We start from the raw sequence: 13614 nt of genomic DNA on the forward strand, positions 1-13614 counted from the left end.
AAACGAGAAGTAACGGTCATGAATACCAAGGTTATTCGTCTAATTTTAGCTGGCATCGCCCTTTATGCGGTGTTTGTTTTTATGGTTATCGCGTTCTATCCCGATAAGCCTGAGAATATGGATTGGAAAGACCGTGAAGAATATAACCGTGTCCAAATAACCAAGTTAAAGTTAGGCAGTACAAGAGAAGAAGTTTTGGCGTTACTAGGCTCACCTGACATTACAGAAGCCAAGCGGCAGGGTGCCACAGCTATTCAAGTTATGTTTTTTAGAACACAACATGTGCGCGCTGACGGCTTAACCACGCAAGATGAATGTACACCGTTGCTTTTTGAAAACGACAAACTGATTGCATGGGGTGAAGGGGCTTACTCCAGTTACCAAAAAAGTTAGAAGGATGGGGAGTGAGCGACATCATTTCCACGCTTAAACGCCTGGTTCAGTTAGGTAACACTGAACTTTCTGTCGAGCAGCGTATAAACCATTGGTTGAAAATCGCTAAACGGATCCTGACCTTAGTAAACGCCAATCCAGCGCTTGCTGCAGCAACGCTACACATCGATAATGACCTTCCCAAAGATACTCAACATCTTTTATTATTGGCGCTGTTTGGAAAGCTTTGCCGATTAAATGACCACTATTTACAACATGTGCTTGCGTCTTTACTCGCATCCCTCTGGCTTTCAAGTAAAGGAACACCAAGCGACCAAACGGCCAATATCATTCGCTTTTTGCGTAAACACAATCTCTCGATTTGGCTGGATATCATTAAACTTCAAAAAGCGTTTCGGTCAGACAAGCCAATAAACTACGTTGCAGACATTCGGCTTAATATGGTTCAAAGGCTTTGTCTCCTAGCAAATGTTTTCGCTACTAAAACAAAAAAAGCAGATTATCGTGAGGTTTTCACTCAGATTGTTTTACGTCTTCCAGCTCATCATCGTCACCCTATTGCACCACTTATCAACCTATTTAATGGTGTGCTACCTGGCGCAAAGGTTTACGCAAACGGCGTACCGGGCGCGCTAGTCGACATTCAGCAAAATCACGGCTACGTATTTATGCTTAGCCAAGATGATGAAGATGGAAAGTGGCTGCCTCTATCGTCAATACGCTCTCCCATTTCACTATCAATGCCGTTTGAGCACTTTGTTGCTCTTTACACTGATACCGCCACTGCGAGAGTAAATCATGGCGGCACACCATTTTTACCTTCTACATTCGCAATTCAGCATCCCCCTAAAGCTCTTATAACTATTATCGATGAGCTGCAAAAGCGCGATGTAGATATTGAACAACTTTGCGAAAAAATTGAAAGCGTGCCCACGTTTAATCACTTTTTGATGCACACTGCAAGTCAGGACAACCGGCTTCAGCTTCCGGTTAAAAGCATTAAACAGGCGGTTTTGACCTACGGCATTGAACGTGTGGGTGACATGCTTATTCAATTTGCGCTGTTAGAACGGCTAACGCAAAACCAATTTCCACTGATGGGCATGTGCAAGCAATTAACTTTATTGGCTTGTTCATTTGCAAGCTATTTCGCACAACTCGCCGATTCGAAGTTTTCGCCGCAATCTGCCGCATTGACTATGACCTTTGTTTGTACTCCCTTGTTCACGCTACCAGGGTTTAAAGTGTCACGAGCATTACCCGTCGACCTCAGCAAAGCTGTGTCCATTAATAGCGCATTCAAGGTCAAATCTGACACGCATTGGCTAGCAATCGCTTCTGAACTTGCTGGAAGTTGGCATCAAAGCTCGACGTGGCGTGCCGTTATACACCAATGCAGTAAAGTAAGTACGGACGTTCCTAAATCAGTTCAAAAGGAACAAGCAATTCTGGTGTTGAGCTTCGCTCTCGCCATAGCGTGCTTATTTAATCAGGATATTTATTCATTACTTCAGGATATCAATATCAAAACACTTTTAAATATCCTAGGTATTCGACGAGATGATGTGGTAAACGCGCTAGACGCTAATGGGTCACTTTTGTTCTGTCCGCTCGCGCAGTAACGCCATTTACTCCTAAACATCGTACTCGGCTATTTAATTAATCTTTACGAATGGCTATAACTTGCGCCAGGTATCGTATAAAATACGGCAACTTTTGCAGTGCTTAACCCTTTTTCCCTACATTTTCCATTATAATAAGTAAGCAGGCAGAAATTGGCTCATAAACGCCAAGCTACAAATTGAATAAACCTAACGATTTTGACAACAGAATTACCAGAGGATCCCTCCACATGACTCAGCAACGTATTACAGTCATTCGCGGTGACGGCATTGGCCCGGACATTATCGATGCAACCATAAAAATTTTAGATAAGGTTGGCTGTGACTTTGCCTATGACTATGCCGATGCTGGCCTAGTTGCACTGGAAGAACATGGCGAGCTTCTACCTCAAGAAACTTTAGACCTAATCGCAAAAAACAAAGTTGCGCTTAAAGGTCCTTTAACGACCCCCGTTGGTGAAGGTTTTACTTCAATTAACGTTAGTCTTCGCAAGCAGTTCAAACTGTACGCAAACCTTCGTCCTGTGATGTCATTCAAAGGCACAAAAGCACGTTACGAAGACATTGATATCATTACCGTTCGTGAAAACACGCAAGGTATGTACTCTGGTCTTGGCCAAGTTGTATCAGAAGACGGTAACGAAGCTGAAGCAATGAGTAAGATCACTCGTGACGGCGCTGAAAAAATCGTTGTTTTTGCTTATGAATTAGCGCGCCGTGAAGGTCGTAAGAAAGTAACAGCTGTTCACAAAGCTAACATCCTTAAGTCAACATCAGGTCTTTTCCTAAAAGTAGCCCGTGAAGTTGGTGAGCGTTATCCTGACATCGAGTCAGCTGAAATGATCGTTGATAACTGCTGTATGCAGCTTGTGATGAACCCGCATCAGTTTGACGTTATCGTTACGACTAACCTTTTCGGTGACATTCTATCTGACCTATGTGCTGGTCTTGTTGGTGGTCTTGGTATGGCACCAGGTGCAAACATCGGTGAAGATTGTGCAATCTTCGAAGCCGTTCACGGTTCTGCACCAGACATTGCTGGTAAGAACTTAGCTAACCCGACGTCAGTAATCTTGGCAGCAGCGCAAATGCTTGAGTACCTAAACATGGGCGATAAAGCAGAGAAAATTCGCGCAGCACTAAAAGACGTTATCGAGTCTGGCGATCGCACAACGCGTGACCTTGGTGGTGAAGCAGGTACAACCGAGTTCACTCAAGCGCTTCTTGACCGCCTATAAGCATTTTAGCTTACACCTTTCAATTATTTCAAAACGGGCTTAATAGCCCGTTTTTTTATGCCTCTATTAATCACTCCCCTGCTTTAAACTGTACTAAAACTGGACTACCGCTTTTCTCGTTCACCTTTATTATTTCCTTTGTACACGTTGAAGTGTGCTGAGCTTTGTAACTTGGTCACAACAGAAGACAGGAAGTTTTTAAAGAGGCCTGCTCCGCTTGCATCTAGGTTACAAAAGTCAGCGCGCTTTGGTACATGACTTAAACCCATTTACTTAAATATTGCGCCGATAACGCTTTATGGCGCGCTTAGCAACATACAAGGAAAGATGATGAAAAAATTAATCTCAGGTTTACTCGTACTATCTGCACTAGCCATTCAAACGCCAGCGGTTCACGCTCAACCAGCGGATAGCGAAAATGCGCAAGCTAATGAAGGTACAAGCCAACAACAACGTATCGATTTAAACTCGGCGACCGTAGAGCAATTAATTACCCTACCCGGCGTTGGACAATCTAAAGCGAAAGCTATTATTAAATATCGTGAAGAAGTAGGCCCGTTTCTTGAGGTCGCACAATTAACTCAAGTGAAAGGTATCGGTGAAAAGATGCTTAATAAAATTGAAGGCTATGTACAGGTAAGATAGAAGGACTAAAGCGAATAGGCGGTACGCTGGCTCCACACACACAAAATGCGCCGCAAGGGCGCATTTTTAATCGTTTAAAGCTATTTAATTGCCTTAGGCCTGCTGTTCTTTCATCTACACTAAAGGTCAACAAGCCCTAGTAAGACTATTTAACAACAGAAGCTAAGTATTCTTTAAATTCGTCGCCTAACGATGGATGACGTAACGCATATTCAACGTTTGCTTTCATGTACCCCAACTTACTACCGCAATCGTGACTCTTACCTTTCATGTAGTAGGCATCAACTTGTTCAAGTTTCATCAATGCATCAATAGCATCAGTAAGCTGAACTTCACCACCTGCGCCTGGAGGAGTGAACTCTAACAAATCCCAGACTTTTTCTGACAGAACGTATCGGCCTACAACAGCGAGGTCAGAAGGTGCTTCGTCGCGAGGCGGCTTCTCTACCATTTTGTGAATCTTCGCTGACTCACCTGGCGCAATTGCCGCGCCGTCTAGGTCTGCGATACCAAATTTAGAGATATCTTCGTCTGGAACCTGCTCCACCATGACTTGGCTTACTCGGCTGGTGTTAAATTTGGCAACCATGTCTGCAAGGTTATCCTTTTTAGGATTACTTGCTGCATCATCAATAATAACGTCAGGTAACACTACCGCAAATGGCGCATCGCCAATCAGAGGTCGAGCACAAAGTACTGCGTGACCAAGTCCATTCGCAACGCCTTGACGAATATGCATGATAGTTACATCTTTTGGACAGATTGACTGAACTTCTTCTAACAGTTGGCGTTTTACACGCTTTTCTAGCGTGGCTTCTAGCTCAAAAGAGGTATCAAAGTGGTTTTCAATGCTGTTTTTACTCGCGTGCGTTACTAGGATAATTTCTTTTAGTCCTGCAGCAACACATTCGCTTACCACGTATTGGATTAATGGCTTATCAACCACTGGCAACATCTCTTTTGGAATAGCTTTCGTTGCTGGGAGCATTCTCGTCCCAAGGCCCGCTACAGGGATTACCGCTTTTTTAACCTGACTCATAGTTAATGTCCTTTTTTAAAATCCTAAATACACGCCTAAGTCGACTTTCAGCCGTTTGTTATTCCTTAAGCTGAGATATATTCACTGTTGTTCACAAGACTAATGCAATCGATGTTCCAATTACCTTTTTAGAGCGTCTGTGTATTGAAAATGGGCAAAACAGCTCAAAACCATCGATAAAAGCACAAAATTAGGGATAAATAATATCTAATGCACCATAATAGTGAAAGCGTTTATGGTTTGTCTTTCCTTTCCTACACATCAAGTGTCGCTTTTTTTCACACTACTTTTTGGAATTAGTGCATGCTCTATGGGGCCGGTTTTGCGTTTTAATCCGTCTTTGAGTCCTGTCCACATGAAAGCGCCTCGTGTTTTGCCTTGCTCAAAGCAATATCTGTTTACAAGATACCTCAGAGGTATTGCACAAACATGACGAAGTTTCCAATAAAGAGGTACGTAATGGCGGCGCGCTAAAATAAGTACGTTACGAAACTGATAGTAGAGCCTTATCGGTGCGCCCTGCTTGAATGTCACACCGCAAACTTTCACTCTATCATCGCCTTGTCGATGAGGCATACATGCACTGAGCGACTGATAGATAACCATGCCCTTGGCTCGTGCACGCCAGCACCATTCGTGATCAACGCCATCGATAAAGAGCTCATTTTCTTTTTCACCCACGCGTTCAAAAGCACGTTTGGAAATTAACATGCCTGAGGCAATGATTTGCTTTACTGTTTTTAACTTTTCGGAAACCTGCTTTCCTTTTTGCAGAACACCCTGATCAACACACTCTGAAAATTGGCAATAGATAGAAGGGCCTATGGCTGCAATTGGGGAACGTTGCTCAAGGTCTTGGAATTGCCTCACTAACTCAACAGCAATATCGGGAGAGAACAAGCTATCTTGATCAAGCAAAAAGGCGTAGTCGCTTCCTTCATTAAAGAGCACTTTCAAGCCGACATTCTGAGCGTGGGCGATACCAATATTTGAGGGGTAATGAAGATAAGTAACATCTGTTGTTAAAAGAGCCTGCTGAGGACTTGGAGAATTATCAACTAAGATGACGTTCCAGTCAGGGGCACAAAACGCATCGATGAGACTACGCACGTGCTCAACATCAGGATTAAATAGTATAACAACAACGCCGACGCTCAATGTTTACCAAACCTTTCCAGTAAATGTCTATCAAGTTTATAGGCAAGTTTAACCACTTTTCCAGGCATTAACCTCAATGCTAAAACACCGCAAGCGTAAAAAAAGTTATAGGGTGAAAGTTGCTTTAATTTACGTATGGCATATAAACGTGCTCTGAACTCGTTGAGCGACTTACTTAAGCCTCGACGTTTATAAAAGTTATTAACTCGTCTGAACTTCAAAAGTCGATCTTTTAAGTTCCTAAAGATATACCCTTTAGACGCTAAGGTTATCCAGAAAAAATAGTCTTGTGTGTTTAACAAGTCACTGTCGTAACGATGCCCATCATTAAATACATTGTAACGAATAACTACTGTTGGATGGTTTAGCGAGCATCGTCTCGGCAAGATACGAACGATCTGCCTGTGCGAAGCGGGCATTACTCGCGCGCCAACTTTAACACCACTTTCGTTAACTTCTGTTAGTGCTGATCCTAGTACAGAAATATTGCTGTGCTTTTTAAGGTAGGTGATTTGACGTAGAAGGCGGTTTTCTTCAGAAATATCATCCGCATCCATTCTTATGAAAAACGATGGGTTAAACTGCATACCGAACTCAGCAACTGAATTCATGCTACTTGCTAGCCCCACATTGTGACTATTCGACGCTATTATCACCCTGTCGTCTTTACTTGCTACATCCTCTAGTACGCGAGTTATTTTTTGAGGTACAGGTCCGTCGGCGACAATAACGAAAAGAAAATCTGTGTAAGACTGCTCAGTCATGCTTTCAATGGCTTCGCGAAGCCACTTCGCATTGTCAGCTTGGTAAACCGCCATAGCAATTATCGATTCGACATGCTGTTTTTTATTGTTATTTTGAAGAATAGAGAATTGATTTATCAAGAAATTTTACCAACGTAAAAAAGTAACAAAGAAAATAAAAGCGCCTTAACTGTGCGCTTTTATTTGTTGGCATGTTACAGAGATTTTACTAAGCCTGCCACGATTTTACACAACTATGCGGTTAATCGCTTCACAAAGCGCAGCACACTCCAAATATGTTGGATAACAAGACTGTACACGACGAGTAGCCCAATAAAGCCCCAGAACATGACGGCTTCAGCTACCTGATAGACTTCTCCTAATATACCGATTAAGCAATAACATGCTCCGAGCAAAAGGATAGCAACAAGTGACTTTCTACTGCTAAGCCCTGCACGCATAAAGATATTGTGAAGGTGCTGACGGTCAGGTTTGAGCATTGATTGCCCCTTCCGCGCACGGCGATACATGATCGCGGCCATGTCCATTAATGGAAGGCCGACTAACCACACCGCAGTAATGGGCCTAAATGCGGCAGCTTCACCTTGAGTGTGATCAACAAGCAACCATACGATAGTGAGCCCAACGAACATACTGCCCGCATCACCCATAAATATCTTATTGCCTTTAAACCCTTTCCAACTCAAATTAAAAGCAAGAAACGGAACAATAGCTGCAACGATGATAAGCGGCTCCATGATGGAGGCTCCGTTACCAGTAAAGATCAAAAAGCCCGCAACTGTTAATAGAATAACAAGGCTCATACCGCCGGCTAATCCATCAATACCGTCTATCATGTTAAACGCATTGATGACACCGACCACACAAATGATCGTAAAGAAATACCCACCTAGGTCGAGAAATACCTCTCCGGTGCCAAAAATGTTGCCCAGAGATGTAATATAGTTTTGCGCGCTCCATGCCATGATCGCTGCAACACCAAATTGGCACATAAGGCGGCCTTTGGCACTCAGGTCAAAACGGTCATCCAACATACCAAGCAAGACTACAAATGCTGATGCGGTGAAAAACAGAGGATTGTTTTTCATCCACACATCTGTCGCGACGCTGGCAACAAGCACGGCCATAAAAATAGCCACACCACCTGTTAGAGGTACAATTCCGGCGTGACGTTTTCGCGCTGATGGTTGGTCAACTAAGCCAAATTGATGCGCTAAAGGCGTCATGACCACCAAAAGGATAAGGGCGACGAAAAATGCAGTAAAAAGCGGGACAAACTGCAAATAAGCTAGCATAAAACACACAACCTCGCGTTACCGACAAAAACACAGCTATTTGTAGTAGTTTCTGTCAATACACATGCAAATTTTGATAAAAAACTAAATGTTGCTTCCATTTATTTACAACTTCCATTTCTTCCAGCGCGATGAGGGCATCTTGTTATGAGTATGCGGATAGAAAACTTCGATATAATATAAAACATTTGTCTAAGTAACCACCCTTCATGCATAAATAACGTATCAAAACGTGTCAAAAACTCATTTGTTGCGAGAATAACCTTAATCACCGCTAAAAAGAGAACCTGTTGTGCGTCTTCTCGCCGCCTCTCTCGAACTATCTCAGCTTCTGTTGTAACGAGTGAATAACTTCTTTATTCCTTTAACCTGTTAACTCACTCGTCTATTTCCAGTCTTTGCAATGCCAAAAACATATCGAGTTACACTATTGATATGAACTTGTCTTCTATATTGCTGTCTTGGTGAAGACTCAGACAATTCAGCAACTGCGATAGCGAACATGCTTTTTTTAAAACTTATGTTATCCTAGCGCGAAATTGCTATATGGATATGAAAGCTAATGTTCAAACAATTATCTCGTCTAATTTTACCTATCGTAGTTACGGTAGGCGTAGCTGGGTGTTCTAACACTCCTACCGCCACTAAGGCTGACATTCCTTTGGTGCATTCTTCTCTTGCTTATTCCCTTGCACCGGACAAAGAGCTTGCAATAAATATTCCAAAAGCCAACATTTATCATGATACGCAGGAATCATTTTCAATACGCTTCAATGGCCACCAATACGAGTCCTTGAAGCACTATATATCCGCCACAGGCAATAAATGTATCCGATTTTCTTTACAAGACGGTGAAACAGCGTCTTCTGATATTCAGCGTAAAATGACGACATGTCAGCGAAACGGTCAATGGCGAGTTATTACTCCCTTAGTAGCTTCGGCAACAGTGCAAGGTGAATAGATAAATGCAGTCAACCAGCATCAAAAAAACTTTAAAGCGCCTGACGCTAGCGGCTTGTGCAGCGTCACTTCTTTTCGCTTATGTGGGCACTGCAAGCGCGCAAAGCGTGGAACAATTGCAGCAATTAAGAGAAAGAGCTCAGCAGAGCCAGAGTAGCGGCATTGCTAATCAGTCCGTATCGCCATTGAGTATTTCAACCCAGCGAACGCTTCCAGGCGCTAGCAGTTCTGCGAATACCATGGGACAGTTTTCAACCCAGCCTCGTAATGGCGTAAACTTACCTGGCGAGCCAACTATTGATACTGTTTTTCCTGCGCAAGCGCCTATGGAAAACCCACCTTTTGCAGCCAACTTATTTATTGGTGGATTTGAGTCGGAACGCAGCACAGGTCTAAATGATAACTATCTCGTTGCGCCAGGCGATAAAATTTCAATATGGCTGTGGGGGGCGGTTAACTTTTCTGACGTAGTAACCGTTGATAATCAAGGCAATATTTTTATTCCTAACATTGGTCCTATCCATGTTGCAAATACACCTGCTGGCAGTGTAAATCAAACCGTTACTGCAAAAATCAGACAGGTTTATACAAACGATGTAAATGTTTACGTTAACCTTCTTACATCAACGCCCGTGTCAATTTTTGTTTCTGGCCCTGTGCTACGACCAGGTCAATATGCAGGCCTCGCCTCAGATAGCGTGCTGTATTACCTAAAACGCGCCGGTGGTATTGATTTTCAGCGCGGAAGTTTTAGACAGATAGACGTAGTGCGCAATGGCAAAGTCGTTGCTACTGCCGATTTATATGCATTTTTCAGAAATGGTAAGTTGCCTCAGATGTCGTTTAAAGATGGCGATACCATATTAGTGCACCCAATTGGCAACACTATTGTCGTTGAAACAGGCGCTCGAAATAGCTTCACCTTTGAGTTTCTTAACGAAGAATTGAACGGCGGCGTGGTGAATTACTTTGCGCGACCAGGTGAGTTTTCCTCCCATGCTTCGGTATCTGGTATTCGAAATAACAAACAGTTTGCTCGCTACTTGAGTTTGGATGAATTTGCTTCACTTGAACTAAGTGCAGGTGACACGGTTGAATACCTTGCTGACCACGAGCCCCAAATCTATCGCATTAATGTGGCTGGCGCATTTGCTGGCGCATCTCAGATTATGGTTGATAAAGGCACACGCCTTATCGATGTACTAGATCACATCGAAGCAGATACAGCCCTTTCTGATACCCAGAATATTTATCTGTTAAGAGAAAGCGTTGCTGTAAAGCAAAAAGAAATCATCGAAGAAGGTCTTCAGCGTCTTGAGCGAAGCATGTATACCGCTCCCATTAGCTCGACGGGTGAAGGAGCCATCCGTGCCCAAGAAGCTCAGCTTGTCGCTGACTTTATCGCACGTGCTCGCCAAATTGAGCCTCAAGGCAGAGTCGTAGTTTCTGAAAATGGTGATATCGCAAATATTCTGCTAGAACCGAATGACACCATTGTCATCCCAGAGGTAACTGACTTAGTGCACGTAGGTGGTGAAGTGTTACTTCCTCAGTCAGTAGTCTTTAACCCAGAAGCCACGACTGAAGATTATGTTGCTTGGGCGGGCGGTTTCACTGAACGTGCTGAAGACGAACGAATCCTTATTGTTCGTAAAAATGGTAATGTTACCTTTACCAGCATCAACAGCTCATTCCTAGCAAGCAACGATAGTAAGTTAGAACCAGGTGATCAGATTATCGTATTGCCTGCTATCGATACCAAGCTATTGCAAGCGGTTAAAGACATTACTCAGATTGTTTATCAAATTGCTATTGCAGCCAACGTAGCTACTAACTAAACATGGTAACGTTTAAAGACCAGCTCTACGCATGGAGAGGCGTGATATTCGCGCTTTTCCTGCGCGAGCTTCAAAGTAAATTTAACGATAAATTTGGCTTAGGCTGGGCATTTTTAGAGCCTTTTGCCTTTATCTTCGCGCTGTCATACCTTCGTGGACTGATCAGCGGCGATGATATCCACTCTATTCCTCTTTTTCTGTTTATGATGATCGGAATGGTCGGGCTGCAGTCTTTGACTACATGCCTCCAGTCAGTATCAACCTCTGTGCGCAGAAATAAGCCGCTCTATGCGTTCAGACAGGTTCAACCTATTTCAGCGATACTCACAGCGGGCTTCCTCGAGTTTTCAGTAAAGGTAGTGGTTGTCGCATTACTATGTCTTGCGCTTTACCTGATGGGCGAGACCTTTACGGTAAATGACCCGTTGCTGCTGATATCTCTGTTTCTTCTTTTGTGGGTATTTTCAATATCCATAGGGATGATTTTTGCTATCGCTGCCGCATTCGTGCCGGAAGTGGATAAGATAAAATCAATGCTAACTCGCCCTTTAATGTTTATCTCGTGCGTATTTTTCAGTCTTCAAGACTTGCCCGAAGAGTATTGGCCGTATCTGACGTGGAACCCGCTTGTACATTTCAATGAACTCGCTCGCTATGCATGCTTCGAGTCTTACGGTACAAAAGGGGTTTCATTAAGTTTTGTCGTTGAAATTACTATTGCGTTCTTGTTTCTCAGCCTTGCGATGTACCACATTACGTGGAAAAAGGTGTTGTCACGATGATAAGAATTGAGAATCTAACAAAGAGTTACCCCAGTAAAATGGGCCCTCAGTATATCTTCAAAAATTTGAATTTTGATTTTCCTACGGAAAATAATGTCGCGATCTTAGGTAAAAATGGGGCGGGTAAGTCCACACTATTTCGGATGCTAGCCAAAAGCGAATACCCTGACAGAGGTCGTGTTTTAACCAACAAATCTATGTCCTGGCCAGTTGCTTTGCAAACAGGTGTGCACCCGCAAATGACGGGGCGTGAAAATACGCGTTTCGTGGGAAGAATTAATAACGTCAAATCGCTTCCAGAGTACGAAGAAAAAGTGCAAGAGTTTGCCGAGTTAGGTAAACGCTTTGATCTTCCCGTGCGCACTTACTCTTCAGGTATGCGCGCCAAACTGGTGTTTGCGTGCTGCATGAATATTAATTTCGATATTTATCTTATTGATGAAGCGACATCAGTAGGCGATCCGCTTTTCAGAAAAAAAGCGCGTTTGTCGCTTAAGGAAAAAAGTGAGCAGGCCGGCGTTATTATGGTTAGTCACGAACTCGACCAAATTCGCGAATTCTGTACGTCTGCCGTTATCATAGATGAAGGCAAGCTTACTTACTATCACGATCTCGAAGAAGGCATCGACGTTTATACGCAGGATGCAGACAATAAGAAATCACTTAAATAGGTTCAAATCACAGTGGAAAAATCTCTTACACAGCTCAATGCCCTTCTCAGCAAACACAAAATGCTGTTGCTTGTTCTTCCATGGGTGCTTTACGCCCTATACCTTGTTTTATGGGCTGCGCCACAATATGAAAGTAAAAGCCAGCTTATTGTAAAATCAAGCGATGGAGGCAGCAGCTTCGACCCCTCATCTCTATTAATGGCAGCTGGTGTATCAGGTGCATCAGGCGGCACGGAAAGTCAGCTTGTAGAAGCGTATATTCAATCTGCCGATATGATTAAGTATCTGGATGAAACTATTGGCCTTAGAGACCATTACATGTCAGACAAAGCCGATATGTTTAGCGGTTTGTCGTCTTCACATAAGCAAGAGGATTTTTATCAGTTTTACCTCAACCATATTGAAGTTAGCGTTGACTCAGCATCTTCTGTGATTAGTTTGCGAACCCGCGCGTTCGACGCTGAATATGCCCAAATAATCAACCAGGCTATTGTTGATAAAGCGGAAGAGTTTATTAACAACATCAATAACAACTTAGCGAAATCAAAGCTTACTTTTGCTAAGGGCGAACACGAGATTGTTGAACAAAAGCTGCAACAAGCAAAGACTGAAATTTTAGGCTTCCAATCCAAATACAACGTGCTCGACCCTACTGCTGAAGGTGCAGCGTTTCAACAGATTGCTTTTTCATTAGAGGCAACCCTTGCCCAGAAAAAAGCTGAGCTAAGCACAATGTCGACCATGATGTCTAACGTCGCACCAGAAGTGATAAACATTAAGCGTGAAATAGCTGCACTACAAAAAGAAGTAGAAAAGCAAAAAGAGCGTATCAGTACCGCTGAAGGAGAAAGCGAAGCCCTGTCAGTCAGTGAATTAATGGCGCAATACAGTAACCTTCAGGTGCAGCTTCAATTGGCCATTCAAGCGTACTCTTCATCGCTGATTACTTTAGAAAATGCGCGAGTAGAGGCATATCAAAAACTACAACATTTGGTAACAGTAGAATCGCCTACCCTTCCAGATGACAATGCTTACCCCACCGTAATTTACAACCTTGTACTGTTTGGTGTTTCATTGTTGCTTATCTATGGGATAGTGCGAATTATAGTAGCTACTATCCGCGAGCTTTAGTGCTTCCATCTCTTTAGCAAATCATTATTCAATCGGCTAAGTCGTACAAGACTTAGCCGATTGACACAGCTTTAATGA

At 43.1% G+C, this 13614-nt stretch carries 13 protein-coding genes; 9 read left to right on the forward strand and 4 right to left on the reverse strand.

The features are described 5' to 3' along the window. The first annotated feature begins 18 nt into the window (after positions 1 to 18). From KUL49_RS00210 to KUL49_RS00225, 4 genes are all read left to right on the forward strand, one after another. Complete coding sequence (locus tag KUL49_RS00210) at positions 19 to 393, forward strand: DUF3192 domain-containing protein (protein WP_014948536.1); 375 nt, start codon at positions 19 to 21, stop codon at positions 391 to 393. An 11-nt stretch (positions 394 to 404) separates the two neighbouring features. Continuing rightward, positions 405 to 2015: a histidine kinase gene (locus tag KUL49_RS00215; RefSeq protein ID WP_131135912.1), complete on the forward strand. Its 1611-nt coding sequence runs from the start codon at positions 405 to 407 to the stop codon at positions 2013 to 2015. A gap of 230 nt (positions 2016 to 2245) precedes the next feature. After that, on the forward strand, positions 2246 to 3253 hold the full coding sequence (locus tag KUL49_RS00220) for an isocitrate dehydrogenase (protein ID WP_131135913.1): 1008 nt from the start codon (positions 2246 to 2248) through the stop codon (positions 3251 to 3253). A gap of 330 nt (positions 3254 to 3583) precedes the next feature. Continuing rightward, entirely contained in the window at positions 3584 to 3898 is a 315-nt protein-coding gene (locus KUL49_RS00225) for a helix-hairpin-helix domain-containing protein (RefSeq protein WP_014978538.1), read from the forward strand. Between the two features lie 145 nt (positions 3899 to 4043). Here the strand turns inward: KUL49_RS00225 and galU are convergent, their stop codons facing one another. The 4 genes from galU to wecA form a co-directional block, all read right to left on the reverse strand. Then, positions 4044 to 4937, reverse strand: a complete 894-nt coding sequence (gene galU / locus KUL49_RS00230) for a UTP--glucose-1-phosphate uridylyltransferase GalU (protein ID WP_131135914.1) — start codon at positions 4935 to 4937, stop codon at positions 4044 to 4046. Between the two features lie 261 nt (positions 4938 to 5198). Then, positions 5199 to 6095: a glycosyltransferase family 2 protein gene (locus tag KUL49_RS00235; protein ID WP_131135915.1), complete on the reverse strand. Its 897-nt coding sequence runs from the start codon at positions 6093 to 6095 to the stop codon at positions 5199 to 5201. Continuing rightward, entirely contained in the window at positions 6092 to 6979 is an 888-nt protein-coding gene (locus KUL49_RS00240; RefSeq protein WP_061486941.1) for a glycosyltransferase, read from the reverse strand. Before KUL49_RS00240 ends, KUL49_RS00235 begins: the two co-directional genes overlap by 4 nt. Before the next feature lie 113 nt (positions 6980 to 7092). After that, on the reverse strand, positions 7093 to 8154 hold the full coding sequence (gene wecA, locus KUL49_RS00245; RefSeq protein ID WP_014948529.1) for a UDP-N-acetylglucosamine--undecaprenyl-phosphate N-acetylglucosaminephosphotransferase: 1062 nt from the start codon (positions 8152 to 8154) through the stop codon (positions 7093 to 7095). A gap of 562 nt (positions 8155 to 8716) precedes the next feature. On the opposite strand from wecA, the gene KUL49_RS00250 reads away from it, so the two are divergent. Genes KUL49_RS00250 through KUL49_RS00270 form a run of 5 tightly spaced genes read left to right on the forward strand, consistent with a single transcriptional unit; the run spans position 8717 to position 13536 of the window. Further along, positions 8717 to 9115, forward strand: a complete 399-nt coding sequence (locus tag KUL49_RS00250) for a hypothetical protein (protein ID WP_014948528.1) — start codon at positions 8717 to 8719, stop codon at positions 9113 to 9115. Between the two features lie 4 nt (positions 9116 to 9119). Next, on the forward strand, positions 9120 to 10952 hold the full coding sequence (locus tag KUL49_RS00255; protein ID WP_131135916.1) for a polysaccharide biosynthesis/export family protein: 1833 nt from the start codon (positions 9120 to 9122) through the stop codon (positions 10950 to 10952). Positions 10953 to 10954: 2 nt separating this feature from the next. Continuing rightward, the gene (locus KUL49_RS00260; RefSeq protein ID WP_131135917.1) at positions 10955 to 11734 is read left to right on the forward strand and encodes an ABC transporter permease; all 780 of its coding nucleotides are present in this window, start codon (positions 10955 to 10957) and stop codon (positions 11732 to 11734) included. Then, entirely contained in the window at positions 11731 to 12405 is a 675-nt protein-coding gene (locus KUL49_RS00265) for an ABC transporter ATP-binding protein (protein WP_131135918.1), read from the forward strand. The genes KUL49_RS00260 and KUL49_RS00265 overlap by 4 nt, the downstream gene beginning before the upstream one ends. A gap of 12 nt (positions 12406 to 12417) precedes the next feature. After that, entirely contained in the window at positions 12418 to 13536 is a 1119-nt protein-coding gene (locus tag KUL49_RS00270) for a capsule biosynthesis protein (RefSeq protein ID WP_131135919.1), read from the forward strand. Positions 13537 to 13614: the final 78 nt, after the last annotated feature.

The organism is Alteromonas sp. KUL17, assembly GCF_006538305.1.
GTDB classification, from domain to species: domain Bacteria; phylum Pseudomonadota; class Gammaproteobacteria; order Enterobacterales; family Alteromonadaceae; genus Alteromonas; species Alteromonas macleodii.